This window comes from Streptomyces sp. Go-475 (genome assembly GCF_003330845.1).
In the GTDB taxonomy this organism is placed as follows: domain Bacteria; phylum Actinomycetota; class Actinomycetes; order Streptomycetales; family Streptomycetaceae; genus Streptomyces.
In genome coordinates this window covers 5,294,702-5,319,299 of the sequence record NZ_CP026121.1, presented here as the reverse complement: position 1 = coordinate 5,319,299, position 24,598 = coordinate 5,294,702, and the positions used below count along the sequence as shown (strand labels likewise).

Genomic DNA, 24,598 nt, shown 5'->3' with positions numbered 1-24,598 from the left:
TCGGGTGAAGGAGCACCGGACGGACGCTGGGGGCGCGTCCGACCTACGATGATGGTCTCGGCACCAGTCCCCAGGAGACACCTGATGTCCGCAGCTTCCGTCGAGCAGCCCTTCGATCACGAAGAGCCCGTCACCCTGACGACCATCGCCGACGAGATCATGGAGCGCCATCCGGGCTACCGCGTCGAGATCATCGAAGGCCATCTCCTCGTGACCCCGTCCCCTGACGGCGCCCATGCTCGCGCTCTCACCAAGCTCATGCGTCCCTTCATGGCAGCCGGCCTGGACGGAGGCGAAACCGAGGTTCTCCAGGGCATCGGCCTCTGGCTGCCCATCGAGCCGGAGGACTACGCCGTCCCCGATCTCTCGATCGTGGACGCCGACTTCGAGGACCACCACGTCGAGAACAACGCCTACGACCCGGTCTGCTTCCGTCTCGTGCTGGAGGTCACCTCCACGAACTGGAAGAACGACCTGAAAACGAAGGTCGCCGCCTACGCCGAGGCCAAGGTGCCCGTCTACGTCGTCGTCGACCGCAAGCACCAGCGCCTGCACGTGCTGACCGACCCGGCCGGAGACGCATACGGCAGCCACCGTGTCCACGCCCCCGGTGAGACCGTCTCGCTGCCCGACACGATCGGTGCCAAGGTGAGCGTCGACGTCGCCGAGATCCTGGACGCCGGGAACAAGCGGAAGAGCGACTGACCGGCAGCAGCGCCCCCCGCCGGGCGCCGGGACGCTGACGTTAGGCTCTCTTCCCGTGCCCGCGAAGAACGACGGCCCCGATGACGGCGCCCTTCCGACCAAGTCCGAGCAGACCCGCGCGCTGATCCTGGAGACGGCCATGCGGCTGTTCCAGGAGCGCGGCTACGACAAGACGACGATGCGGGCCATCGCCAAGGAGGCCGGGGTCTCCGTCGGGAACGCGTACTACTACTTCGCGGGCAAGGAGCACCTGATCCAGGGCTTCTACGACCGGATCGCCGCCGAGCACCAGGTGGCGGTCCGGGAGATCCTGGAGCGGGAGACCGACCTGGAGGCGCGTCTCGCGGGCGTGCTGCGGGCGTGGCTGGACATCGCCGCGCCGTACCACGAGTTCGCGGTGCAGTTCTTCAAGAACGCCGCCGATCCGGACAGTCCGCTCAGCCCCTTCTCGCCGGAGTCGGAGCACGCCCGCGAGGAGGCCATCAGCGTGCACCGGGCGGTGCTGGCCGGGGCGACCAGGTCCAAGGTGCCCGAGGAACTGCGGGACATCCTGCCCGAGTTGATGTGGCTGTCCCAGATGGGCCTCTGCCTGTACTGGATCTTCGACCGGACCGAGGGGCGGAAGCGCAGCTACCGGCTCGCCGAGCGCGGGGCCCGGCTCACCGCGCGGGGCGTCGCCCTGGCCCGCTTCCGGGTGCTGCGTCCACTCGTGCGCGAGGTGCACGAGCTGTTCACGGACTTCCTGCCGGGGATGACCCGGGCGATCCCGGACCCGGCAGCGCGGCGCGGCGACGCCTAGACCCGGCGCCGGCTCACCGTCAGAGCCCGTTGAGGCTCCAGAGGCGGAACACGCCCGTGCCGTCCGAGAGGTACTGGCCGCCGCCGATGTCCTCGGTGGTGACGACGTACTCCTTCGCCTGCCACAGCGGCAGCACCGGCACGTCCTGCGCGACGGTCTGCTGCACCTCCCGGAAGTCCTGGTCGGCCTCGCTGCGGTCGGCGTAGCGGCGGCTGTCGGTGATGAGCCGGTCGACGGTCTTGCTGCTGTAGCCGGTGTTCATGGTGCTGCCCGTGCCGACGAGTGCGGCCCCGAAGGTGTCCGGGTCGGGGAAGTCGGCGACCCAGCCGACGGCGTACGCGTCGAGTCTGCCGCTCGCCCACTGCTTCTGGAAGTCGGTCCACTCGTAGCCCTTGAGGGTGACCTTGAACAGGCCGCTCGCCTCCAGCTCCCGCTTGATCTCGGCGGCCTCCTGCTCACCGGCGCCGCGGCCCTCGGCGTAGCCGTAGGTGAAGCGGACCGGCAGGGTCACGCCGGCTTCGGTGAGGAGCTGCCGCGCCTTCTTCGGGTCCTGCTTCGGGTAGTCGTCGAAGAACGAGGCGGTGTGCCCGGTGAGGCCCGTCGGGATCAGCGAGTACAGCGGGTCGACGGTGCCGTCGTACACGGTGGCGGCCAGCTGTTCGCGGTCGATGAGCCAGGCCATGGCCTGCCGGACCTTCGGGTCGTGCAGGGGCTTGCCCTTACGGGTGTTGAAGTACAGGTTCCGGGTCTCGGAGCCGTCCGCCTCGAAGACGCGCTGCGTGGGATCGCTGGGGTTCAGGCCGGCGAGCACCTGCGGCGGCAGCTGGTCGGTCGCGACCTCGACCTGCTTGTCCTTCCAGGCGGTGTCCAGGGCGTCGGGGCTGGCGTAGTAGCGCAGTTCCACGCTCCGGTCCGCGCCTCCCTTGACGGCGCCCTGATAGTGCCGGTTGGGCGTGAGGACCGCCATCTTGTCCCTGGTGTACGAGGTGAGGGTGTAGGGGCCGGTGCCGTCGACGGCGTCGCCGGAGCGCAGCTTGTCGGCCGGGTACACGGCGTGGTCGACGATCGAGCCCGCGCCGGTGGCCACCTTGAAGGGGAACGTGGCGTCGGGCGAGGACAGGTGGAAGGTGACAGTCAGCCCGTCGGCGTCCACGGAACTCAGGGTGCCGAGCAGGGACGCCGGACCGACCGGGGACTTGATCTTGAGGATCCGGTCGAAGGAGTACCGCACGTCCTCGGCGGTCATCTTCCGGCCGCTGGGGAAGGTGAGGCCCGAGCGCAGTTCGCAGCGGTACGTGGTCAGGTCGCCGCTCGTGAAGGAGCAGCTCTTGGCCGCGTCCGGCACGGGTGCGGTGCCGCCCGGCGCGAAGGTCAGCAGCGACTGGAAGACGTTGCTGAACAGCGCCCAGGATCCGGCGTCGTAGGCCCCGGCCGGGTCGAGTGAGGTGACGGCGTCCGTCGTGCCGACCGTGATGGTGCGGCCGTCGTCCTTGGACGGCAGGAGCTGCCAGGCGCCCACGCCCGCGGCGGCCAGGACGAGCAGCCCCGCGAGTATCCGTATGCGAATCGATCGCATCGGCTGTGCCCTCCCTGGGCCTCACCGGGCCCTCGGGGCCCTTGTGCATATGCGCGTATGCCACACCCGTTCGTGGCGGGCTCACCCAATCACAGGAGTTTGACCAGGGGGAAGGGAGATCTGATGAGTTGGGAAAGAACTTACCGATGGGCGTTTCGGTCCGGTTTCACAGCTCCCTCATGGGGTGCGCCGTCAGGCCTGCTTGGACGCCAGCTCGATCAGCGTGACGTCCGACGGGGCGCCGACCCGGGTGGGCGGGCCCCAGGCGCCCGCGCCGCGGGAGACGTAGAGCTGGGTGTCGCCGTAGCGTTCCAGGCCCGCGACGGTCGGGTTGGCGGCGGCCGCGAGAAGGTTGCCGGGCCAGAGCTGGCCGCCGTGGGTGTGGCCGGAGAGCTGGAGGTCGACGCCGTGCTCGACGGCGTCGTGGATCTGGACGGGCTGGTGGGCGAGGAGCACGCAGGCGCGGGCGGTGTCCCGGTCGCCGAGGGCCCGGGCGTAGTCGGGGCCCTGGCCCTCCTCCTCGCCCGCGACGTCGTTGACTCCGGCCAGGTCGAAGTACGGCATCTCCCTGCGGGCGTTCTCCAGGGGGATCAGGCCGAGGCGCCGGACCTCCTCGACCCACTGTTCGGCGCCGGAGAAGTACTCGTGGTTGCCGGTGACGAAGTAGGAGCCGTGCCGGGCCTTCAGCTGGGCCAGCGGTGCGGCCGCGGGGCCGAGGTCCTTGACGCTCCCGTCCACCAGGTCGCCGACGACCGCGATCAGGTCGGGCTGGGTCGCGTTGATCGTGTCGACGACCTTCTGGGCGAAGCCGCGGCCCAGGACCGGGCCGAGGTGGACGTCGCTGACCACGGCGATCCGGTACCCGTGCGCGGCGCGCGGCAGCTTGGCCAGCGGCACGGTGACCCGCTTCACCTTCGGCCCGCGCAGCACGCCGTACGTGCCGTATCCCACGGTCCCGACAGCGGCTGCCGCGGCGGCCCCGGCGACGACCCGGGAGACGAAGAGACGGCGGGAGGGGGCGGCGGGTGCGGCGGGCCCGGGCGTCGCGGGCTCGGGTGTGACGGGCTCGGGCGTGACGGGCTCGGGCGCGGGCGCGGGCACGGTGGACGCGGGCACGGTGGACGCGGGCACGGTGGACGCGGACGCGGTGGTAGTGAGCGGCCGGCGTGAGGCGTCCGCGGCGCTGCCGCCCCCCGGGGTGGCCGCCGCCGTGTCGGAAGGCACTGCTACGGGCGCACCGGCGCCACTGTCCCCCTGGGGGCCCGCCGTCCTCTCCGCCCCGTCGAGCCCCGAGTCCGAGCCCGGGACCGGGCCCGTTGCCGTCCCCGTTCTCGCCCGCCGTTCCAAGAACCACCGCAGCAGCGGTCGTACGGCCTCGCCCGCCAGCACCCCGAGGAACAGGTAGATCGACAGGGCCAGCCACAGGAAGCCCGGCCAGGCCAGGGCCTGCTGGAGTCCGAACGGGGCGCCCGTGCGCTCGGCGACGAGGGCCGTGATCGCGAGGGTCCAGCCGCCGGCGACCAGCACGGCGCCCAGGCGGCGGGTGAGCCCGGGCCCTCGCGTCGTGTCGCGGAACAGGCGGCGCCACACATACCAGTTGGCCGTCACGAGGACGGCCAGGACGAGCAGTGCGACGAGTACGAAGACGATGGCCACGGTGTCGTGTCTCCCGATTGCCCTGATGACGTTATGACGTCCGGCGCAGTGCGCGCAGACCACGCAACCCGATGGCCCCGATGGCCGTCCCCAATACGAAGGAAACGACGGCGAGCAGCAGGTGCACCCAGAAGTAGGCCGTGGGATGACCGTCGTCGAAGGCGAGCCCGCTGCTGTCCTTGACCAGGTTCTTGACGAAAGTGATCCAGATGACCCAGCTCCACACCCCGAAGGCGAGCAGGAACCAGGAGACGGGGCGGCTGAGCTTCATGAGTCCAGTATCGCCAGCGCCTGTCCGGTTCCGTTCGCGGGGTGGGGCCGGAGGCGGGACTTCCGTGCGTACGGCATGTACGTTTCCGACCGTGCCCGCTCCGAAGAAGACCGCCAGGCGATCCCTGCTGGTCACCTCCGCCGTCCTGTCGTCCCTCGCCCTGGCCGCGCCCGCCGCCGTCGCCGCCCCGAGCCCGTCGCCGAGCCCCTCGGGCAGCCCGTCGGCCACTCCCCCGGCGTCGATGTCGACCGTCGGCGGCGCCCGGCTCGGGCAGCCGGGCACGCAGGTGAACCTGGCGAGCGGCGTGCCGGTGCTGCCGAAGGACCTGAGCGCCCGGTCCTGGATCGTCGCCGACGCCGAGTCCGGTGACGTGCTGGCCGCCCACAACGCGCACTGGCGCCTCGCCCCGGCGAGCACGCTGAAGATGCTGTTCGCGGACACGCTGCTGCCCAAGTTCCCGAGCACCGCGAAGCACAAGGTCGCGCCCTCCGACCTGGCCGGTATCGGCGCGGGCTCCAGCATGGTCGGGATAAAGGAGGACGAGACCTACACGGTCCACGACCTGTGGCTGGGCGTCTTCCTGCGCTCCGGCAACGACGCCGTGCACGTGCTGTCCGCGATGAACAAGGGCGTCGCGAACACGGTCAAGGAGATGAACGAGCACGCCGAGGAGCTCCAGGCCCTCGACACGCACGTCGTCAGCCCGGACGGCTACGACGCCGAGGGGCAGGTCTCCTCCGCGTACGACCTGACGCTGATCGCCCGCTCCGGGATGCAGAAGAAGGACTTCCGCGAGTACGCCTCGACGGTCACCGCGAAGTTCCCCGGCGAGACGAAGAAGGACAAGAAGGGCAAGACGGTCCGCAAGTCCTTCGAGATCCAGAACACCAACCGGCTGCTGGCCGGGGACTCGGACGTCCCCGTCTACCAGGGCATCGCCGGCGTCAAGAACGGCAACACCACCAACGCGGGCGCCACCTTCACCGGCGTCGCCGAGCGGAACGGCAAGGTGCTGCTGGTCACGGTCATGAACCCGGAGAAGGCCGAGCACAACGAGGTCTACAAGGAGACCGCCCGGCTGTTCGACTGGGGCTTCAAGGCGGCCGGGAAGGTGCAGCCGGTGGGCGAGCTGGTGCCGCCGAAGAGCGCCGCGCAGGCCAGCGCGCAGCCCGGCGCGAACTCCTCCGGTGAGGCCGGTGGCTCGGGCGACGGCGGCAGCGGCACGGCCGGGACCGGCGCCAAGCCGGTGGCCAGCGCCCCGGCCGCGGACGGCTCCAGCGGCATCGGGGTCGCGCTCGGCATCACCGGGGGTGTGCTGGTGCTGCTCGCGGGCGGCGCGTTCCTGGTCAACCGCCGCTGGCCGCTGCCGGATCTGGTGCGCCGCCGGACTCGCCCGTGAGGCCCGGGAGTTCGTCCCGCTTGCTCTGCGTCGCCGTCCAGGAGGCGCAGAACAGCACCAGCTTCGAGGTGAAGTTGATCCACAGCAGCAGCGCCACGGGCACGCCGAACGCGCCGTACATGCTCTTCGCGGCCACGCCCTGGAGGTAGCCGCTGAGCAGCAGTTTCAGCAGTTCGAAACCGACCGCGCCGGTCAGCGCCGCCACGAACAGGCGGTGGCGGGTCGGCTCGACGCCGGGCAGCAGCGTCAGGACGTAGAGCAGCAGCAGGAAGTCGGCGAGGACGGCGACCAGGAACGCGGCGACGTGCAGCAGGGCCCCGCTCCAGCCGCCCTCGTCGATGCCGAGCTGGCGGGTGATCCAGCCGATCATCGCGGAGGCGACGGCGGAGGCGGCGATGGTGACGAGCAGCGCGCCGCCGAGGCCGATCAGGACGCCCGCGTCCTTGGCGTAGCGCAGGACGGGGTTCTCCTCCTCGTCGGGCAGCTCCCACACCGCGCGCAGGCACTCGCGCATGGAGCCGGCCCAGCTGATGCCGGTGAACAGCAGCACGGCGCCCGCGATCAACCCGACCGTGCCCGCGTTGTCCACCAGTCCGGCGATGTCCAGCTGGTCGGAGATGCCGGGCACCTGCTCGGCGATCTTGTCCTGGAGCGTGTTCTGCTGCTCCGTGCTGAGCGTGGCGGCGGCGATGGTGGCGGCCACGGTCAGCAGCGGGAACAGCGCGACGAAACTGGTGAAGGTCATCGCGGCGGCCAGCCGCGTCCACTTCACGCGGTCCAGCCGCTCGTACGACCGCCACGCGTGGGTGATCATCAGCCGCTCCGCCCACGGTCCGACCACCGGGAGCCTTTTCAGCCAGTCCATGATCCGACTCTGCCCTCCGCCCGGAACACCCATGTACGGGTACCCCAGAACCGCAGGACCGTGGCCAGCGCCATGCCGACGACCGCGCCGGAGACGGTGTCCGCGCGCTGGGAGGTGAGGCCGAGGCCGTAGTGGCTGACGGCGAGGCAGAGCAGCTGGACGGCGGCCCCGGCGAGGTTCACCGCGAAGAACACGGCGAACGGGCGCAGACCCCGGACCCGCGCGGTCCGGTAGGGGCCGAGGGCGTTGCCCGCGTAGGCGACCGCGCAGGCGGCCACGAAGGACAGGGCCTTGGCGGTGAGCGGGTCGAGCGCGGCGGGGCCGCGCAGGTACGTGAAGAGGACCAGGTCCACGGCGTAGGCGAGGAGACCGGCGGCGGCGAAGCCCAGCAGCTCGCGGCGGCCGGGGGCCGCGGGGCCCGGCCACGCGCGCGTGGTCACCAGTTGGCCACCGCCAGGCCGTACATCGCCAGCCACGCCAGGCCGATGAGGGCGAGCGCCCGGTCGCGCAGGACGACGTCCTCGGGTTCGCCGGCGGTGCCGCGGTCGGCGAACACGGCGTACCGGAGGACCGCGAGGATGAAGGCGACCATGGACAGCTGGCGCCAGGGCAGCACGCTGGTGTGCGGGACGCCGCCCTCCTCCATGGCCCACAGGCAGTAGCCGAGGACGGCGGCACCGGCCGCCAGCTGCCAGACGAAGCGGAGGTAGCCGGTGGTGTACTCGGTGAGCAACGCGCGCGTGGCGCCCGCCTTTCCGGCCATCTGCACGGCCTCCGAGTAGCGCTTGGCCGACACCATGAACAGCGCGCCGAACCCGGTCGTGATCAGGAACCAGCGCGACAGCGGGATGCCCAGGGCGAGTCCGCCGACCATGGCCCGCATCAGGAAGCCGGTGGTGACGACGGCCAGGTCGACGACGAGGACGTGCTTGAGGCTGACGCAGTACGCCAGTTGCATGCCGAGGTAGGCGGTCAGCAGGGCGGCGACGGCCGGGCCGCACAGCCAGGCCGCGGCGAACGGCGCGAGCACGCCGAGGGCGCCGCCGACGGCGTAGGCGACGGGCACGGGCACCTGTCCGGCGGCGACCGGGCGGTGCCGCTTGACGGGGTGGGCGCGGTCGGCGTCGGCGTCGCGGGCGTCGTTGACGAGGTAGACGGCGGCGGCGCAGGCGGTGAAGAGGACGAAGACGAGGGCGAGTCGGGTCAGGGCGTACCGGGAGAAGAGTTCGCCCGCGGCGGCCGGGGCGGCGACCACGAGGACGTTCTTGACCCACTGTCTGGGGCGCGCGGTCCGGACGAGACCGGCCAGGAGACCGCCCCTGCGGGAGGGCGCGGACGGCTGCTCGGGGGCGCGCTGCCGCAGGATGGCCGTCTCACTCATGGTGGGCGCCTCCCTTCACCCAGCGGGCGCCCAGGCGGGCCGTGAGGGCGCCGAGCGCGGCACCGGCCGCGACGTCGGAGGGGTAGTGGACCCCGACGACGAGGCGGGAGACGCACACGGCGGCGGCGAGCGGCGGGACCGCGCGGGCCCCGAGGGCGCCGAAGGCCACGGCGGCGGCCGCGGCGGAGGTGGCGTGGGAGCTGGGGAAGGAGTGCCGGCCCGCGGTGCGCACCAGGGGTTCGACGTGCGCGGGGCGCGGGCGGCGCACGACCCGTTTCACCCCCATGCTGACGAGGTGCGCCCCGGCGGTGAGGGCCGTGCCGCGCAGCCAGGCGCCGCGTCTCCTGCCGTCGACGGCGGCTCCGGCGAGGCCCGCCGCCAGCCACAGCGCCGCGTGCTCCCCCGCCCAGGACAGGGCGCGTGCGGCCCCGGCCACGCGCGGGTCGGTGCCGCACGCCCTGAGCGCCGAAACGATCCGGTGGTCCATGTCGTGCAGGTCGTCGAGGTCGTCCATGTGGACTCACTGTTCACGCCCACCTGGCCCGAACTCCGGCAATATTGAGCGACATCCCATTAATCACCCGTTTCGGGGAGGGATGCCATGTTCTCGAACTAATAGCTCACACCAGGGCGATACGGTCACCGACATGTCTGCCGACACCGATTCCGCCCCCGATCAGGCCCCGGACATCACGGGCCTGGACCACACCACCGTCACCGGCTGGGGCCGCACCGCCCCCACCGCCGCCCGGCTGGTCCGCCCGCGGACGTACGAGGAGGCCGCGGCGGCCGTCCGGGAGTGCGGGACCCGCGGCGGGATCCCCCGGGGCCTGGGACGGGCGTACGGGGACGCCGCGCAGAACGCGGGCGGGGCCGTGCTGGACATGACGGGCCTGGACCGCGTCCACGCGATCGACGCCGACGGCGGCACCGTGCTGTGCGACGCGGGCGTCTCCCTGCACCGGCTGATGGAGGTGCTGCTGCCGCTCGGCTGGTTCGTGCCGGTCACCCCCGGCACGCGCTACGTCACCGTCGGCGGGGCGATCGGCGCCGACATCCACGGCAAGAACCACCACGTCTCGGGCTCCTTCGCCCGGCACGTGCTCGCCCTCGAACTGCTCACCGCGGACGGCGAGATCCGCACGGTCATCCCCGGCACGCCCCTGTTCGACGCCACCGCGGGCGGCATGGGCCTGACCGGGGTGATCCTCACCGCGACCATCCGGCTCCAGCCGGTGGAGACCTCGCTGATGTCGGTCGACACCGAACGGGCGGCCGACCTCGACGACCTGATGGCCCGGCTGGCCGCCACCGACCACCGCTACCGCTACTCGGTCGCCTGGATCGACCTGCTGGCCCGGGGCGCGTCGACCGGCCGCGCGGTCCTCACCCGAGGCGACCACGCGCCCCTGGACGCGCTCCCCGCCCGCCTGCGCCGCGACGCGCTCTCCTTCCGCACCTCGCGCCTCCCCTCCGCGCCCGCCGTCCTCCCCGAGGGCCTGCTCAGCCGCACCACCGTGGGCCTCTTCAACGAGCTCTGGTACCGCAAGGCCCCCCGCGCCCGGGCCGGCCAACTCCAGCGGATCTCAGCCTTCTTCCACCCCCTGGACGGCGTGCCCCACTGGAACCGCGTGTACGGCCGCGGCGGTTTCGTGCAGTACCAGTTCGTCGTCGGCTACGGCCAGGAGGACGCCCTGCGCCGCATCGTGCGCCGCATCTCCGAACGCCGCTGCCCGTCCTTCCTCGCCGTCCTCAAGCGCTTCGGGGAGTCCGACCCGGGCTGGCTGTCCTTCCCCGTGCCCGGCTGGACGCTGGCCCTGGACATCCCGGCGGGGCTGCCCGGCCTCGGCGCGTTCCTCGACGAACTCGACGAGGAGGTCGCCGCCGCGGGCGGCCGCGTCTACCTCGCCAAGGACGCCCGGCTGCGCCCGGAACTGCTCGCGGCGATGTACCCGCGCCTCGACGACTTCCGCACCCTGCGCGCCGAACTGGACCCGCACGGGGTCTTCGTGTCCGACCTGTCCCGCCGCCTCGGTCTCTAGGCACCGGAAACCAGGCAACCCCTAGGAGCTGTCATGAAGGACGCCTTCGGCCTCCCCCAGTCCCTGCTCGTCCTCGGCGGTACGTCCGAGATCGCGCTGGCCACCGCCCGCCGGCTGATCGCCCGCCGCACCCGCACGGTCTGGCTGGCGGGCCGTCCCTCACCCGCGCTGGAGGAGGCCGCCGGGCAACTGCGCGGACTCGGCGCCGACGTGCACACCGTCGCCTTCGACGCACTCGACCCGGCCTCCCACGAGGCCGTGCTCGGCAAGATCTTCGCCGAGGGCGACATCGACATGGTGCTGCTCGCCTTCGGGCTGCTCGGTGACCAGGCCCGTGACGAACGGGAGCCGGAGGCGGCGGTTCGGGTCGCGCAGACCAACTACACCGGCGCGGTCTCGGCGGGCCTGGTGTGCGCCCGGGCGCTCCAGTCCCAGGGGCACGGCTCGCTGGTCGTGCTGTCGTCCGTCGCGGGCGAGCGGGCCCGCCGCGCCAACTTCATCTACGGCTCCAGCAAGGCCGGCCTGGACGCCTTCGCACAGGGTCTGGGCGACGCGCTGCACGGCACGGGCGTGCACGTCATGGTCGTCCGCCCCGGCTTCGTCCGGACCCGCATGACCGCCGGCCTCCCCGAGACCCCCCTCGCGACCACGCCCGAGGCGGTCGCCACGGCCGTGGAACTGGGGCTGCGCCGCCGCTCGGAGACGGTGTGGGTACCGGGCACCCTACGGCTGGTGATGTCGGCACTGCGGCATCTGCCACGGGGGGTGTTCCGGCGGCTGCCGATCTGAGCCGGGGGCGTGCTCCGGCGGGGCTGCGGTCTGACCCCGGCCGTGTTCCGGCGGGGCTGCGGTCTGACCCCGGCCGTGTTCCGACAGGGCTGCGGTCTGACCCCGGGGCCGTGTTCCGACAGGGCTGCGGTCTGACCCCGAGGCCGTGTTCCGGCGGCTGTCGTCCGGCCCGGCAGAGTGTTCCGTCGGCTACCGTCCGGCCCCGGGGCACCGTGCCCCGTCGGTTGCCATCTGACCCCGGGACACCGCGCCCCGGCGGACGCCGCCTGACCCCGAGGCGGGCCCCCGGCCACCGCGGCAGGACCCGGCAGAGCACCCGGCGGCTGTCGTCCGGCCCGGCAGAGTGTTCCGTCGGCTACCGTCCGGCCCCGGGACACCGCGCCCCGGCGGACGCCGCCTGACCCCGAGGCGGGCCCCCGGCGACCGCGGCAGGACCCGGCAGAGCACCCGGCAGCTGTCGTCCGGCCCGGCGCAGTGTTCCGTCGGCTACCGTCCGGCCCCGGGGCACCGTGCCCCGTCGGTTGCCATCTGACCCCGGGACACCGCGCCCCGGCGGACGCCGCCTGACCCCGAGGCGGGCCCCCGGCGACCGCGGCAGGACCCGGCAGAGCACCCGGCAGCTGTCGTCCGGCCCGGCCGAGTGTTCCGGGGGCCGGTGTTGGTCCGCGGTCAGCGGGTGGGGACCGAGCCTCGTTCCACGCGGCCGGCCTGGGGCGGGACCACCGAGCCGCCGCCGAAGGTGAACTCGCGCAGCTTGCGCCAGACGCCGTCGGCGCCCTGTTCGTAGAGGGCGAAGCCGGTGCAGGGCCACTCGGCCTCGTAGCCGGCGAGTTCCTCGAAGGCGCGGTCCATCGCCGCCTCGTCGATGCCGTGCGCGACGGTGACGTGCGGGTGGTACGGGAACTGCAGTTCGCGCGGGACCGGCCCGGCGGGGTCGCGGACCTGCTGCTGCAACTCGGTGCAGGCCTCCGCGCCCGCGACGACCCGGACGAACACCACCGGCGACAGGGGCCGGAACGTGCCGGTGCCGGACAGCCGCATGGGGAACGGCCGGCCGGCCGCGGCGACCTCGGTCAGATGGGCCTCGACGGCCGGCAGGGCGGTGTCGTCGATCTCCGTCGGCGGCAACAGGGTGACGTGCGTGGGGATGCCGTGAGCCGCGGCGTCGCCGAAGCCCGCGCGCAGCTGCTGGAGCTCGCTGCCGTGAGGCTCCGGGACCGCGATCGAGACACCGATCGTTACGGTCCCCACATCGTCTCCTGTCGTTCAGTTAGCGGGCCGCTGATACGACCACCCGGTTATCGACTGTACGGCCACGACCCGCTTACAGGCAGGCGCAACCGGAGTGATGTACAGCGCTGTGCGGTGGTACGGCTGCGCGCGGGGGCGGGTTCAGTGCTTGGCGGGCAGGAAACCGACCCTGTCGTACGCCTGGGCGAGGGTCTCCGCGGCGACCGCGCGGGCCTTCTCGGCGCCCTTGGCCAGGATCGAGTCGAGCGTCTCGGGGTCGTCCAGGTACTGCTGCGTGCGCTCCCGGAACGGCGTCACGAACTCGACCATGATCTCGGCGAGGTCCGTCTTGAGCGCGCCGTACATCTTGCCCTCGTACTCCCGCTCCAGCTCGGCGATCGACGTGCCGGTGAGCGTGGAGTGGATGGTCAGGAGGTTCGACACGCCGGGCTTGTTCTCCGCGTCGTAGCGGATCACCGTGTCCGTGTCGGTGACCGCGCTCTTGACCTTCTTCGCGGTGGCCTTCGGCTCGTCGAGGAGATTGATGAGGCCCTTCGGCGTGGACGCCGACTTGCTCATCTTGATCGACGGGTCCTGGAGGTCGTAGATCTTCGCCGTTTCCTTGAGGATGTACGGCTTCGGGAGCGTGAAGGTCTCGCCGAAACGGCCGTTGAAGCGCGTGGCGAGGTCGCGGGTGAGCTCGATGTGCTGGCGCTGGTCCTCGCCGACCGGGACCTCGTGGGCCTGGTAGAGCAGGATGTCCGCGACCTGGAGGATCGGGTACGTGAACAGGCCGACCGAGGCGCGCTCGGCGCCCTGCTTGGCCGACTTGTCCTTGAACTGGGTCATCCGGCCGGCCTCGCCGAAGCCGGTGAGGCAGTTCATGATCCAGGCGAGCTGGGCGTGCTCGGGGACGTGGCTCTGGACGAAGAGCGTGCAGCGGTCCGGGTCGAGCCCCGCGGCGAGGAGCTGGGCCGCGGCCAGGCGCGTGTTCGCGCGCAGGTCCTTCGGGTCCTGCGGGATGGTGATCGCGTGCAGGTCGACGACCATGTAGAAGGCGTCGTGGGTCTCCTGCAGGGCCACCCACTGGCGGACGGCGCCGAGGTAGTTGCCGAGGTGGAACGAACCGGCGGTGGGCTGGATGCCGGAGAGCACGCGGGGTCGGTCAGAGGCCATGCTCACCATTCTCTCAGGTCCCGGGGGCCGATCCGGAACTGGTCCGAAACAGGGGGGAACCGATCCGTGCCCGGCGGTGTAACAAGCATGTGAGGACGCGGGAGGGGGGCCGCATCGTCGATGAGGCCGCGGTGATCGCACGCGTACGCGCCGGAGAGCCGGAGGCGTACGCGGAGCTGGTGCGGGCGCACACGGCGATCGCACTGCGCGCGGCCACCGCGCTCGGGGCGGGGTCGGACGCGGAGGACGTGGTGCAGCAGGCCTTCGTCAAGGCGTACTGCGCGCTGGGCCGGTTCCGGGACGGCATGGCGTTCAAGCCGTGGCTGCTGGCGATCGTGGCCAACGAGACGAGGAACACAGCGCGGACGGCCGCGCGGCAGAGGACACTCGCCGTCCGGGAGGCGGCGCTGACGCAGGCCGAGCCGTTGATACCGGAGTCGGCGGATCCGGCGGTGGCGACGGTGGAGGCGGAGCGCCGTGCCGCGCTGCTGGCCGCCCTGGAGAAGCTGAGCGAGGAGCACCGGCTGGTCGTCACCTACCGGTACCTGCTGGAGATGGACGAGCCGGAGACGGCCCAGGCCCTCGGCTGTCCACGCGGGACGGTGAAGTCGCGCCTGAGCCGGGCACTGCGCAAGCTGGCCAGGTTGCTGCCGGACTTCCAGCCTCGGGAGGGGGGTGGGGAGGGTGAGTGACGGAACGGGTGCGCACAGTGGCGAGGACGGTCGGCTTCACGCCTCCGGCGGGCCATTCCACGCCGCCGACGGGCAGCTCCACGCCCCCGACGGAGGTACTGGCCGTCGAGCGGAAGCCGACCGGCTGCGGGCGGAACTGCGGTCGCTGGGCCGGTCGCTGGACACACCGGGCGGCGCGGGTCCGGAGTCGATGGCCGAGCGGGTGCTGGCGCAGCTACTGGCCGAGCGGGCACCGGTTCCGGTGGCCGAGCCACCCGGGGTCCGGGAGCGGCTGCGGTCGGTCCGGCTCTGGGCTCGAGCGCGGCGGCGGTCGCTGACCGCGGTGCTGTGCGGACTGCTGGCGCTACTCGCGCTCACGCCCCCGGTGCGGGCCGCGGTGTTCGACTGGTTCGACTTCGGCGGGGTCGAGGTGCGGTACGACCCCTCGGCGGTGCCCACTCCTGGCGCCGAGGTGCCCGGCTGCGGACGGTCGGTCTCCCTCGCGCGGGCCGAGCAGCGGGCGGGGTTCGCTCCGCTGATCCCCAAGGGGCTCGGGACGCCGGACGCGGTGACCGTGAGCAGCCAACCGCACGGGCGGGCCCTGATCACCCTGTGCTGGAGCGAGCAGGGGCGGACGATACGCCTGGACGAGTACCGGGCGCGTCTGGACACCAGCTTCGTCAAGCGCGTGCGCGAGCAGCCGACGTGGGTGGCGTTGCGCGGCGATCCCGAGAGCGGCGACGTGCCGGACTGGGCCCTGTGGTTCCCCCGGCCCCACCTGCTGAACCTCTGGCTGGTCGAAGCCGACGGCGACCGCTACACGCGCGAGGAGCGGACGGCCGGGCCGACCCTGCTGTGGACCTCCTCGGGCGGGGACGGTGTCGTCACGCTGCGGCTGGAGGGCGTCGCGTCGAAGGCGCGGGCCGTGGAGATCGCGAGGTCCGCCGCGGCTCCGCTCGGTGGCTCCCCGGAATGACGCGGAGGGGGAACCTGGCCGGCGCGGGCGGTGTACCAGAAGTGACGGGCGGCTCGGGGCCGCGCGGATCGTCTGGTTGGGGGCTCGGATGTGTCGACGCAGGGGCAGGGGCAGGGGCAGTGGGCTGATCGCGGGAGTGGGAGCGCTGGTGGCGGCGCTGGCGCTGCTGGTGTGGGGTGCGTCGCCGGCCTCGGCCGGGGGCCCACCAGCGTCCTCGTGGTATCGCCGGCGAGCGAGGAGGCGGCCGCGCTGTACCACGACGACAAGGAGTACCAGCAGCTGGAGCGACTGCTCGGCACCTCGGTGGCGGGCACCCGCGGCAGGCCCCCGGAGGCCGACCTGGCCTCGGCCCGGCGGTTCACGGTGACCTGGATGGTGCACGACATCTCGCCGTGGCGCGTGGACCAGATCTTCTCCGAGAGCGAGAGCGGGGAGACGTGGATACACACGGCGGCGCACCTGTCCCGGGCGGTGGACGGCCGCTGGCACCGCGCCGAGCGCCCTGACGAACTGCGCGCCCTCCTGGAAGAGCTCGGCGTGCGGGGCAGGTCATCTGACGGCTCCGGATTCACCGACGTCATGTCGCCGCCCTGGGCCACGGCAGGGCAGGAGCCCACCCCTCCGGACCCTGAGACGGCCACGACCAGGGCCAAGGCGCCGACGGCGGACGACGGCGCGGAGTGGTGGTGGGTGCTTCCCGGTGCGGCGGGCGGCGCGGTGCTGGCCCTGGCCTTGCGGCCGTTCGCCGTGCGGATCCCGTTCCCTGGGCGGGGGCGGGCCACCGGAGAGCCGAAACAGGAACTGCTGGATGTGTGAGGTCGGGTGTGGGCGGAGCAGGGGGCGTCATGTCCTACGCCGCGCGGCGGCCCGGCGCTAAGCCGGACCGCCGCCACGGGAGGAGCCACTACCTGAGCTGATCAACCCGGGATCCCTGACGTTGGTGAGCGCGCCGAGATCCCGTCCGCGATGAGCCCGGCGGGGTCTCAGCCGAGGTCGATCTCGGGGTAGAGCGGGAAGCCCGCCACCAGGTCCGTCGCCCTGTGGGAGATCTCGTCGGCGACCTTGCCGTCGAGGACGTGGGCCGCCTTGGAGGGGGCGCCCGACTTGGTCGTGCCCGGTTCCGTGGTGGTGAGGACCCGGTCGATCAGGCCCGCGACCTCGTCCATCTCCGCCGTGCCCAGGCCGCGGGTGGTGAGCGCGGGCGTGCCGATGCGGATACCCGAGGTGTACCAGGCGCCGTTCGGGTCGGCGGGGATCGCGTTGCGGTTGGTGACGATGCCCGACTCGAGGAGCGCGGCCTCGGCCTGGCGGCCGGTGAGGCCGTAGGAGGAGGCGACGTCGATCAGGTTCAGGTGGTTGTCCGTGCCGCCCGTGACCAGCGTGGCGCCGCGGCGCATCAGGCCCTCGGCCAGCGCGCGGGAGTTGTCGACGATGCGCTGGGCGTAGTCGCGGAAGGACTCCTGGCGGGCCTCCGCGAGGGCGACGGCCTTGGCGGCCATGACGTGCGGGAGCGGGCCGCCGAGGACCATCGGGCAGCCGCGGTCGACCTGGTCCTTCAGAGAGTCGTCGCACAGGACCATGCCGCCGCGGGGGCCGCGCAGGGACTTGTGGGTGGTGGTCGTCACGATCTGGGCGTGCGGGACCGGGTCGAAGTCGCCGGTCAGGACCTTGCCCGCGACCAGGCCGGCGAAGTGCGCCATGTCCACCATGAGCGTGGCGCCGACCTCGTCGGCGATCTCGCGCATGATCCGGAAGTTCACCAGACGGGGGTACGCCGAGTAGCCCGCGACGATGATCAGCGGCTTGAACTCACGGGCGGAGGTGCGCAGGGCCTCGTAGTCGATCAGGCCCGTGGCCGGGTCGGTGCCGTAGGAGCGCTGGTCGAACATCTTGCCGGAGATGTTCGGGCGGAAGCCGTGGGTGAGGTGGCCGCCGGCGTCCAGGGACATGCCGAGCATGCGCTGGTTGCCGAAGGCGCGGCGCAGCTCCGCCCAGTCGGCCTCGGAGAGGTCGTTGACCTGGCGGACACCGGCCTTCTCCAGGGCGGGCAGCTCGACGCGCTGGGCGAGGACCGACCAGAAGGCGACGAGGTTGGCGTCGATGCCGGAGTGCGGCTGGACGTAGGCGTGGCGGGCGCCGAAGAGTTCCTTGGCGTGCTCGGCGGCGAGGGACTCGACGGTGTCGACGTTGCGGCAGCCTGCGTAGAAGCGGCGGCCGATGGTGCCCTCGGCGTACTTGTCGCTGAACCAGTTGCCCATCGCGAGGAGCGTGGCCGGGGAGGCGTAGTTCTCGGAGGCGATCAGCTTGAGCATCTCGCGCTGGTCGGCGACCTCCTGGCCGATGGCGTCCGCCACGCGGGGTTCGACGGCGCGGATCACGTCGAGGGCGGCGCGGTAGGCGGTGGAAGCGGTGGAGAGGGGCTCGGCTGGCATGTGGGACCTCCGGACGTTGCGTTCAGCGTTCACGGTACGGCCCAGGCGCACGGCTCTAGTCTCCCGGGCCGCTCCCCGATGGTTCGTCCATCCCAGCGCGCCAGTCACGGCCCGGCGATCAGCCTACCGGCTGGGGCGGGGGAGCGTCTGCCGGGTTGCTCTTCGTTGCCGAGTGCGAGTGCCCTGTGGTCGCGCAGTTCCCCGCGCCCCTGGGGTACGTCCCCCTGAGCCCCGTCTACAGGATCACGTGGGGCAGGAATCGTGCGTACTCGTCCGTGATCAGGCCCGACGACTCCCGGATGCCCAGGCCTGCCGACTCGTCCTCCACGACCCAGGCGCCCAGGACCACGCGGTTGCCGTCGAAGTCGGGCAGGGGGGCGAGTTGCTGGTAGCAGCAGGGTTCGTCGCGGGCGACGGGTTCCGTGCCGGGCTCGTGGATCGTCACGCCCGCGCCCTCCCGGCCCAGCAGGGGCTTCGCCACCCAGCCCTTCGCGGGCAGGTCGCGGGGGCCGTCCAGGTAGGCGGGGAGGAGGTTCGGGTGGTCGGGGTAGAGCTCCCAGAGGATCGCCAGGAGGGCCTTGTTGCTGAGGAGCATCTTCCAGGCCGGTTCTATCCACAGGGTGGAGCCCGTGCCGCCGCCGTTGTCGAGGGTGTCCAGGACGTGGTCGGCGAAGCGGTCGGTGGTGAGCCACTCCCAGGGGTAGAGCTTGAAGATGCTGCGGATGAAGCGGAGGCGGTTGTCGACGAAGCGGCCGGAGAGGCGGTCCCAGCCGATCTCCTCCATGGCGATCCAGTCGGTGGCCAGGCCCGCCTGTTCGGCCGTCTCCTTGAGGTAGGCGACCGTCATCATGTCCTCGCCGAGTTCGTCGGCGGAGGAGTACGCGAAGTACAGGGGGCTGCCCGGCGGGAGGAGCGCGGACTGCTTCTTCCAGGCGTCGATGAGGCGTTCGTGGAGGGAGTTCCACTGGTCGGCGCCGGGGAAGCGCTCCTCCATCCAGAACCACTGGGGGGACGCGGCCTCGACCAGTGAGGTCGGGGTGTCGGCGTTGTACTCCAGGAGCTTGGCCGGGCCGGTGCCGTCGTAGCGGAGGTCGAAGCGGCCGTAGACGGAGGGGAGTTCGGCGCGGCGGTGCCAGGCCTCGGCGACCGCCCGGGCCACCCGGGGGTCGGTGATGCCGAGGTCGGCGAAGCGGTCCTCGGCGACGATGTGCTCGGCCGCCGCCAGGCACATGCGGTGGAGTTCCTCGACCACCTCCTCCAGGGCCTCGATCTCCGGGAGGGTGAAGACGTAGTACGCGCTCTCGTCCCAGTAGGGGCGCAGGGAGTCGTCGGGGTAGCGGGTGAGCGGGTAGATCAGGCCCTGTTCCTCGACGGTCCGCTGCCAGCCGGGGCGGGGTTCCGCGGTGCGGCGTTCCATCTGCGTACGGCCCGGTCAGCCGCCGCCGCTGCCGGAGCCGGAGCAGCCGAAGCCGCCCCGGTCGACGGCCTCGCTGCGGCTGAAGGTGCCGTGGTCGGCGTAGCCGCCGCTGACGTCGGCGTCGTAGTACCAGTCGGCGTCCACGGCCCTGGTCTTGCCGGTCTTCTTGCGGGACTTGCCGGTGGAGGAGCCGGAGGACGACGTGCAGTTCTTGTCGGCGACGATCTTGTAGCCGTTGATGTAGTCGTAGCTGTCCCGGTCCACACAGCGGCGGTCCGGGTCGGAGCCGCACGCGGACAGCGCCGCCGCGAGGACGCCCATGCCGCCCAGCACCACCGTGCTCGAACGCAGTCGTCGCCGTGTTTCCGCCATGTCCGTGTCTCCCCCTGGGTGTCCCCGTGTGCACTGCCGAGCGGACAGCCTAGAGAGCGGTGGGAGCGGGCGTACAGGAGCCCCCCGCCTGCCGCCCTCCCCTGCCGTTTGTTCACGGCCTTTGCGGTGGTGTGCGCCTTTGGTGTGCGCTCGTCGGGCCGGCGTGACCGCAGGTGCTTTCCCGGCCGCACAGGGCCTTCACGTTCCGAACCATCGGAGAATCGCTTGTTGAATCTTGAACGCGAGGGGAGCGCTTTCCGTACGGGACGGCGTGGCCGGTAAGCACAGGAAGTCGCCCGGGAGGCCGGGCGCAGGCGCCGTCGAAATGGAAACTCTGGTTCGTGAATACGAGCGCGGATTTTCCGCCGGTGCTCCTGTTCAATCTGACGGTGCTTCCCTATCTCGGTGACCTCAATGCACTGCTGCTGGATATGGCGCGGACGGCACAAACGCCGGGCCACTTAGGCCCGCGAACGAACAGAGGGAGGTGGGCGGGTGAAGACCCTGCTCATCGACAATGACGACCCGTACACGTACAACCTGTTCCAGCTGATCGCCGAGGTCAATGGCGAGGAGCCGGTGGTGGTCCGCAACGACGTGCCCGTCGACGGCCTGCCGGATCTCCGGAAGTTCGACAACCTCGTGCTGTCCCCCGGCCCCGGACACCCGGGCGACGCGCGGGACTTCGGCATCGGGGCCAGACTGCTCGCCACCTGTCCGGTGCCCGTGCTGGGCGTGTGTCTGGGCCATCAGGGCATCGCGCTCGGGGAGGCCGGGCTGGTGGGGCCCGCTCCGGAGCCGCGGCACGGGCATCTGTCCACGGTCCGGCACGACGAACGGGATCTGTTCCGGGGCCTGCCGCAGCACTTCACCGCCGTCCGCTACCACTCGCTGGCCGTGCGCGAGCCGCTGCCCCCGGCGCTGGAGGCGACGGCCTGGGCGGAGGACGGCGTCCTGATGGGGCTGCGGCACCGCAGCCGGCCGCTGTGGGGCGTGCAGTTCCACCCGGAGTCCGTCCTCACGGAGTACGGCCACCGCATGCTGGTGAACTTCCGGAACCTGACCGCCGAGCGGGCCGGCAAGCTGCGTACGAAGAACACGGCGGTGCCGTCGCACGAGGCCGTGCCGCGCCGGCCCGGCGTCCCGGAGTGCGAGGCCGGGGTCCGGCGTCCGGGGGCGGGGGCGGTCATCGGAGCGGGGGCGGTTGCCGGGGTGGTTGCGGGGGCTGCGGCGGTCGTCGCCGGGAACGGGGTCGTTCCACGGCCTGCGGCCGCCGCGGCCGTCTTCCAGGTCACCGCCGTCTCCCAGACGGCGGCGAGCGGGCCCGGTGGGGCACCCACGTCCGGCGCGGCACCCGAGTCCGGCGGGGCACCCACGTCCGACGCGGCTCCCAGGTCCGACGAGGCACCCACGTCCGACGGCGCTGCCAGGTCCGACGAGGCACCGGCGTCCGGTGGAACCGGCGGCTCCGCCGCCGCCATCCCCCGCCCCCGGCGTCCCGGCCGTGTCGGCTACCGGCTGCACACCCGTCGGATCGCCGGTGCCGTCGACACGGAGGCGGTGTTCAGCCGGATGTTCGCCGGGTCGCCGCGTGGGTTCTGGCTGGACAGCTCCCTGGTCGAGCCGGGCCGGTCGCGGTTCTCGTTCCTCGGGGACGACAGCGGGCCGCTCGCCGAGTTCGTGCGGTACGACGTGGGGACCGGGCGCTGCGAGATCGAGCGGGCGGGACGGCCGGTGCGGAAGGTCGCGGCGAGTGTCTTCGACTATCTCAAGCGGCAGTTGACGAACCGTCGCGTGGACGCGACCGGGCTGCCGTTCGACTTCACCGGCGGGTACGTCGGTTACTTCGGCTACGAGATGAAGGCCGACTGCGGGTCGCCCAACCGCCACCGCTCCCCCGCCCCGGACGCCGCCTGGCTGTTCGCCGACCGGGTGATCGCGGTGGACCACCGGGAGGGCTTCACGTACGCCGTCTGCCTGGCCGAGGACACCCCGCAGGCCGCCCGGGAGGCCGCCGACTGGCTGGAGGGCGCGCTGGCCGGTCTCAGCTGTGTGGCGGCGGAGCGGCCGCCCCTGCCCGTGCCGCCGGTCCCGGCGGACCCCGGCGCCGCCGAGCCGTGGCTGGTGCGCGACCGGGCCCGGTACCTCACGGACATCGAGGCGTGCCGGCGGGAGCTGCGGGCCGGCACCAGTTACGGGGTCTGCCTGACCAACGCCGCCCGGCTGCCCGCCCCGCCCGACACGTTCGCGTTCTACCGGACGCTGCGCCGCGACAACCCGGCGCCGTACGCGGCGTTCCTGAGGTTCGGGGAGCTGGAGGTGGCCGGGGCCTCGCCCGAACGGTTCCTGCGGATCGGCCGGGACGGCACGGTCGAGGCCGGACCCGTCAAGGGGACCGCGCCCCGGGGCGACGGCCCGGAGGAGGACGCCCGGCTGCGGGACGGGCTCGCGTCGGACGCCAAGACGCGGGCCGAGAACCTGATGGTCGTGGACCTGCTCCGCAACGACCTGGGGCAGGTCTGCCGGACCGGGTCGGTGCGGGTCTCCAAGCTCATGGCCACGGAGACGTACGCCACGGTGCACCAGCTCGTCTCGACCGTGGTGGGCAGGCTGCGGCCGGGCACGGACGCGGTGGACTGCGTGCGGGCCTGTTTCCCGGGCGGTTCCATGACCGGTGCGCCCAAGCTGCGCGCGCTGGAGATCATCGACTCGCTGGAGACCGAGGCCCGGGGCGTCTACTCGGGGGCCCTCGGCTACTTCGGCTGCGGCGGCGGCGCCGATCTCAGCATCGTGATCCGGACCGCCGTCGTGGCCGGCGGTCAGCTGCACCTGGGCGCGGGCGGTGCGATCGTCCTCGGCTCCGATCCGGAGGCGGAGTACGAGGAGATGCTGCTGAAGACGGCGGCCCCGATGCGGGCCCTGCGCCGGCACACGACCGACCGGACACGGCAGCAGGCCCCGCCGGGGAGCCGGGCGGGGGCGGCCGAGGAGGCCCGGCGATGACCAGTCCGCAGCTCGCGCGGCACCCGGTCACGGTCCTGGGCCAGCGCCGGCGTCCTGTGGTGGGAGGCGACACCCTGTGCCTGCCCCCGCCCCGGCTGCGCGTCCTGCCGAGCGTGACGGCCGGTCTTGGCCGGGAGCGGGCGCTGCGTTCCGGGATCCGTGTCGCGCACGGTGAGCGGACCGTGGCCGGACCGGACGGCCGTGAGTGTGGCTGATGAACGCGCTGCACGGCATCCGGCCCGGCCGGAATGGACGGGACGGCCGATGCGGGTGCCTCCGGCTCAGCGGGCCGGGGAATGGCGGGCGTGGCTGGACGGCATGAGGGAACCGCTGCCCGCGAGCAAATGGCGAGGCCGGGTCGGGGAATTCGACCCGGCGCTTTTCCGCTGTCTTTTTTCCTTCGGCGGTATCCGGAGGTGAATCCGCGGGATTACCCGGGCAGTACCGCGCACAGCGCGTCCAGCGCCCCCGACCAGGCGTGGTCCGGTGGTGTGCCGTAGCCGACGACCAGGGCGTCGACCGGTTCGGCGAGCGCGCCGGGGCGCCGGTAGCGGGTGAGTCCGTGGACCGCGAGGCCCTGCCAGCGGGCGGCCTGGACCACCGACTCCTCGGTGCCGGGCGGCAGCCGCAGCAGGACGTGCAGGCCCGCCGCGATGCCGGTGACGCGGGCCTCAGGGGCCCGGGCCGCGACGGCGGCGACCAGGGCGTCCCGGCGGCGCCGGTAGCGCAGGCGGGCCGCGCGGACGTGCCGGTCGTAGGCGCCGGACGTGAGGAACTCGGCCAGGGTCAGCTGGTCCAGCACCCCGCAGGTGTCGACACCGCCCTTGGCCTCGGCGACCTGCTCGGTCAGGTCCGGCGGCAGCACCATCCAGCCCAGCCGCAGCCCGGGCGCGAGGGACTTGCTCGCGGTGCCCAGGTAGACCACCCGGTCGGGGTCCAGGCCCTGGAGCGCGCCGACGGGCTGCCGGTCGTAGCGGAACTCGCCGTCGTAGTCGTCCTCCAGCACCAGCCCGCCGGTGCGCCGCGCCCAGTCCACGACGGCCGCGCGGCGGTCGCGGTGCAGGGGCACGCCCATGGGGAACTGGTGGGCGGGGGTGAGCAGGACCGCGTCGGCGGCGGTCAGACCGCCCGGGTCCGTGCCCAGCCCGTCGAAGGGCAGCGGGGCGAGGTCCAGGCCGGACGCGGTCAGGAGCCTGCCGTGCGTGCCGAGGCCGTACGACTCGACCGCGACCGTCCGTGCCCCGCGCGCCCGCAGGACCGTGCCGAGCAGCTTCAGGCCGTGGGCGAACCCGGAGCACACCAGGATCCTTTGGGGGTCGGCGCGGACGCCCCGGGCCCGGGAGAGGTAACCGGCGAGCGCGGTCCGCAGTTCGGGGCGGCCGCGGGGGTCGTCGCCGTAGTCCAGCGCGTGGTGGGGGGCGGTGTGGAGGGCGCGGCGGGCCGCCTTGAGCCACTCGGCGCGCGGGAAGGAGGCGAGGTCGGGGCTGCCGGGGCGCAGGTCGTAGGCCGGGCGGGTGCGGGCCCGGGGGTGGGGTGCGGTGCCGCTGGGCGGGACGACCTCGCGCTCGGCGACCCGGGTCCCCGAGCCCTGCCGGGCCGTGAGCCAGCCCTCGGCGACCAGGTCGGCGTAGGCGTCCGCGACCGTGTTGCGGGCGATGCCCAGGTCGGCGGCGAGCGCCCGGGAGGAGGGCAGCCGGGTGCCGGGGGCGAGCCGGCCGGAGCGGACCGCTGCGCGCAGGGCGTCGGTCAGGCCCCGGCGCAGTCCGGGGCCGGCCGGTTCCAGATGCAGGTCGACACCGAAAGTGGCCCAGGGTTTCGCCATGGAAATGGACCATACC

Annotated in this window: 23 protein-coding genes and 1 riboswitch; of the genes, 10 read left to right on the top strand and 13 right to left on the bottom strand. The window is 72.7% G+C overall.

What is annotated here, in order from left to right; genetic code table 11:
- Positions 1-84 precede the first annotated feature (84 nt).
- Complete coding sequence (locus tag C1703_RS24625; RefSeq protein ID WP_114254895.1) at positions 85-705, top strand: Uma2 family endonuclease; 621 nt, start codon at positions 85-87, stop codon at positions 703-705.
- A 55-nt stretch (positions 706-760) separates the two neighbouring features.
- The gene (locus C1703_RS24620) at positions 761-1,504 is read left to right on the top strand and encodes a TetR family transcriptional regulator (RefSeq protein WP_114254894.1); all 744 of its coding nucleotides are present in this window, start codon (positions 761-763) and stop codon (positions 1,502-1,504) included.
- A gap of 19 nt (positions 1,505-1,523) precedes the next feature.
- On the opposite strand, the gene C1703_RS24615 is transcribed toward C1703_RS24620, so the two are convergent.
- From C1703_RS24615 to C1703_RS24605, 3 genes are all read right to left on the bottom strand, one after another.
- The gene (locus C1703_RS24615) at positions 1,524-3,080 is read right to left on the bottom strand and encodes an ABC transporter substrate-binding protein (RefSeq protein WP_114254893.1); all 1,557 of its coding nucleotides are present in this window, start codon (positions 3,078-3,080) and stop codon (positions 1,524-1,526) included.
- Between the two features lie 192 nt (positions 3,081-3,272).
- Positions 3,273-4,736, bottom strand: a complete 1,464-nt coding sequence (locus C1703_RS24610; protein WP_114254892.1) for a metallophosphoesterase — start codon at positions 4,734-4,736, stop codon at positions 3,273-3,275.
- Between the two features lie 31 nt (positions 4,737-4,767).
- On the bottom strand, positions 4,768-5,007 hold the full coding sequence (locus tag C1703_RS24605) for a hypothetical protein (protein ID WP_010047056.1): 240 nt from the start codon (positions 5,005-5,007) through the stop codon (positions 4,768-4,770).
- 91 nt (positions 5,008-5,098) lie between these two features.
- Here C1703_RS24605 and C1703_RS24600 point away from each other — a divergent pair, with 91 nt between their 5' ends.
- The gene (locus C1703_RS24600) at positions 5,099-6,406 is read left to right on the top strand and encodes a D-alanyl-D-alanine carboxypeptidase (RefSeq protein WP_343236407.1); all 1,308 of its coding nucleotides are present in this window, start codon (positions 5,099-5,101) and stop codon (positions 6,404-6,406) included.
- On the opposite strand, the gene C1703_RS24595 is transcribed toward C1703_RS24600, so the two are convergent.
- The 4 genes from C1703_RS24595 to C1703_RS24580 are packed head-to-tail and all read right to left on the bottom strand — an operon-like array spanning position 6,354 to position 9,166.
- Positions 6,354-7,271: a YihY/virulence factor BrkB family protein gene (locus C1703_RS24595; protein ID WP_198678263.1), complete on the bottom strand. Its 918-nt coding sequence runs from the start codon at positions 7,269-7,271 to the stop codon at positions 6,354-6,356. The genes C1703_RS24600 and C1703_RS24595 overlap by 53 nt on opposite strands.
- Complete coding sequence (locus tag C1703_RS24590; RefSeq protein WP_114254889.1) at positions 7,259-7,711, bottom strand: GtrA family protein; 453 nt, start codon at positions 7,709-7,711, stop codon at positions 7,259-7,261. The genes C1703_RS24595 and C1703_RS24590 overlap by 13 nt, the downstream gene beginning before the upstream one ends.
- Entirely contained in the window at positions 7,708-8,652 is a 945-nt protein-coding gene (locus C1703_RS24585; protein ID WP_114254888.1) for a decaprenyl-phosphate phosphoribosyltransferase, read from the bottom strand. The genes C1703_RS24590 and C1703_RS24585 overlap by 4 nt, the downstream gene beginning before the upstream one ends.
- Positions 8,645-9,166 (bottom strand): phosphatase PAP2 family protein, encoded by a 522-nt coding sequence (locus tag C1703_RS24580; protein WP_114254887.1) that lies wholly within the window; start codon positions 9,164-9,166, stop codon positions 8,645-8,647. The genes C1703_RS24585 and C1703_RS24580 overlap by 8 nt, the downstream gene beginning before the upstream one ends.
- 133 nt (positions 9,167-9,299) lie before the next feature.
- Here C1703_RS24580 and C1703_RS24575 point away from each other — a divergent pair, with 133 nt between their 5' ends.
- Both C1703_RS24575 and C1703_RS24570 read left to right on the top strand, forming a co-directional pair.
- Positions 9,300-10,694, top strand: a complete 1,395-nt coding sequence (locus tag C1703_RS24575) for an FAD-binding oxidoreductase (RefSeq protein ID WP_232840577.1) — start codon at positions 9,300-9,302, stop codon at positions 10,692-10,694.
- Positions 10,695-10,727: 33 nt separating this feature from the next.
- Positions 10,728-11,483: a decaprenylphospho-beta-D-erythro-pentofuranosid-2-ulose 2-reductase gene (locus C1703_RS24570; protein ID WP_114254886.1), complete on the top strand. Its 756-nt coding sequence runs from the start codon at positions 10,728-10,730 to the stop codon at positions 11,481-11,483.
- Positions 11,484-12,152: 669 nt separating this feature from the next.
- Here C1703_RS24570 and C1703_RS24565 read toward each other — a convergent pair.
- Positions 12,153-12,734 carry a 2'-5' RNA ligase family protein gene (locus C1703_RS24565; protein ID WP_114254885.1) on the bottom strand — a complete coding sequence of 194 codons (582 nt, stop codon included), beginning with the start codon at positions 12,732-12,734 and terminating at the stop codon, positions 12,153-12,155.
- Positions 12,735-12,875: 141 nt separating this feature from the next.
- Positions 12,876-13,889 (bottom strand): tryptophan--tRNA ligase, encoded by a 1,014-nt coding sequence (gene trpS / locus C1703_RS24560; protein ID WP_114257565.1) that lies wholly within the window; start codon positions 13,887-13,889, stop codon positions 12,876-12,878.
- A 131-nt stretch (positions 13,890-14,020) separates the two neighbouring features.
- On the opposite strand from trpS, the gene C1703_RS24555 reads away from it, so the two are divergent.
- The 3 genes from C1703_RS24555 (at position 14,021) to C1703_RS24545 (ending at position 16,352) form a co-directional block, all read left to right on the top strand.
- Positions 14,021-14,581: an RNA polymerase sigma factor gene (locus C1703_RS24555; protein WP_114254884.1), complete on the top strand. Its 561-nt coding sequence runs from the start codon at positions 14,021-14,023 to the stop codon at positions 14,579-14,581.
- A 124-nt stretch (positions 14,582-14,705) separates the two neighbouring features.
- A complete protein-coding gene (locus tag C1703_RS24550) occupies positions 14,706-15,536 on the top strand; it encodes a hypothetical protein (protein ID WP_114257566.1) in 831 nt (276 codons plus the stop codon).
- Between the two features lie 216 nt (positions 15,537-15,752).
- Positions 15,753-16,352, top strand: coding sequence for a hypothetical protein (locus tag C1703_RS24545; RefSeq protein ID WP_232840576.1), 600 nt, complete (start codon positions 15,753-15,755; stop codon positions 16,350-16,352).
- A 167-nt stretch (positions 16,353-16,519) separates the two neighbouring features.
- Here C1703_RS24545 and C1703_RS24540 read toward each other — a convergent pair whose 3' ends face one another.
- The 3 genes from C1703_RS24540 to C1703_RS24530 all read right to left on the bottom strand — a co-directional run bounded on the left by C1703_RS24540 (position 16,520) and on the right by C1703_RS24530 (position 19,757).
- A complete protein-coding gene (locus C1703_RS24540; RefSeq protein WP_269803212.1) occupies positions 16,520-18,001 on the bottom strand; it encodes a glycine hydroxymethyltransferase in 1,482 nt (493 codons plus the stop codon).
- A riboswitch (ZMP/ZTP riboswitch) is annotated at positions 18,001-18,086 on the bottom strand. (Overlaps the previous gene by 1 nt.)
- A gap of 117 nt (positions 18,087-18,203) precedes the next feature.
- Positions 18,204-19,385 carry a glutathionylspermidine synthase family protein gene (locus C1703_RS24535; RefSeq protein WP_114254882.1) on the bottom strand — a complete coding sequence of 394 codons (1,182 nt, stop codon included), beginning with the start codon at positions 19,383-19,385 and terminating at the stop codon, positions 18,204-18,206.
- 15 nt (positions 19,386-19,400) lie between these two features.
- Positions 19,401-19,757, bottom strand: a complete 357-nt coding sequence (locus C1703_RS24530; protein ID WP_114254881.1) for a hypothetical protein — start codon at positions 19,755-19,757, stop codon at positions 19,401-19,403.
- 495 nt (positions 19,758-20,252) lie between these two features.
- Between C1703_RS24530 and pabB the strand changes: the two genes are divergently transcribed.
- Positions 20,253-22,760: an aminodeoxychorismate synthase component I gene (pabB, locus tag C1703_RS39855; RefSeq protein WP_114254879.1), complete on the top strand. Its 2,508-nt coding sequence runs from the start codon at positions 20,253-20,255 to the stop codon at positions 22,758-22,760.
- On the top strand, positions 22,757-22,975 hold the full coding sequence (locus C1703_RS40335) for a hypothetical protein (protein ID WP_343236406.1): 219 nt from the start codon (positions 22,757-22,759) through the stop codon (positions 22,973-22,975). The genes pabB and C1703_RS40335 overlap by 4 nt, the downstream gene beginning before the upstream one ends.
- 215 nt (positions 22,976-23,190) lie before the next feature.
- On the opposite strand, the gene C1703_RS24510 is transcribed toward C1703_RS40335, so the two are convergent.
- The gene (locus C1703_RS24510; RefSeq protein ID WP_114254878.1) at positions 23,191-24,582 is read right to left on the bottom strand and encodes a PLP-dependent aminotransferase family protein; all 1,392 of its coding nucleotides are present in this window, start codon (positions 24,580-24,582) and stop codon (positions 23,191-23,193) included.
- Between the last annotated feature and the right edge of the window lie 16 nt (positions 24,583-24,598).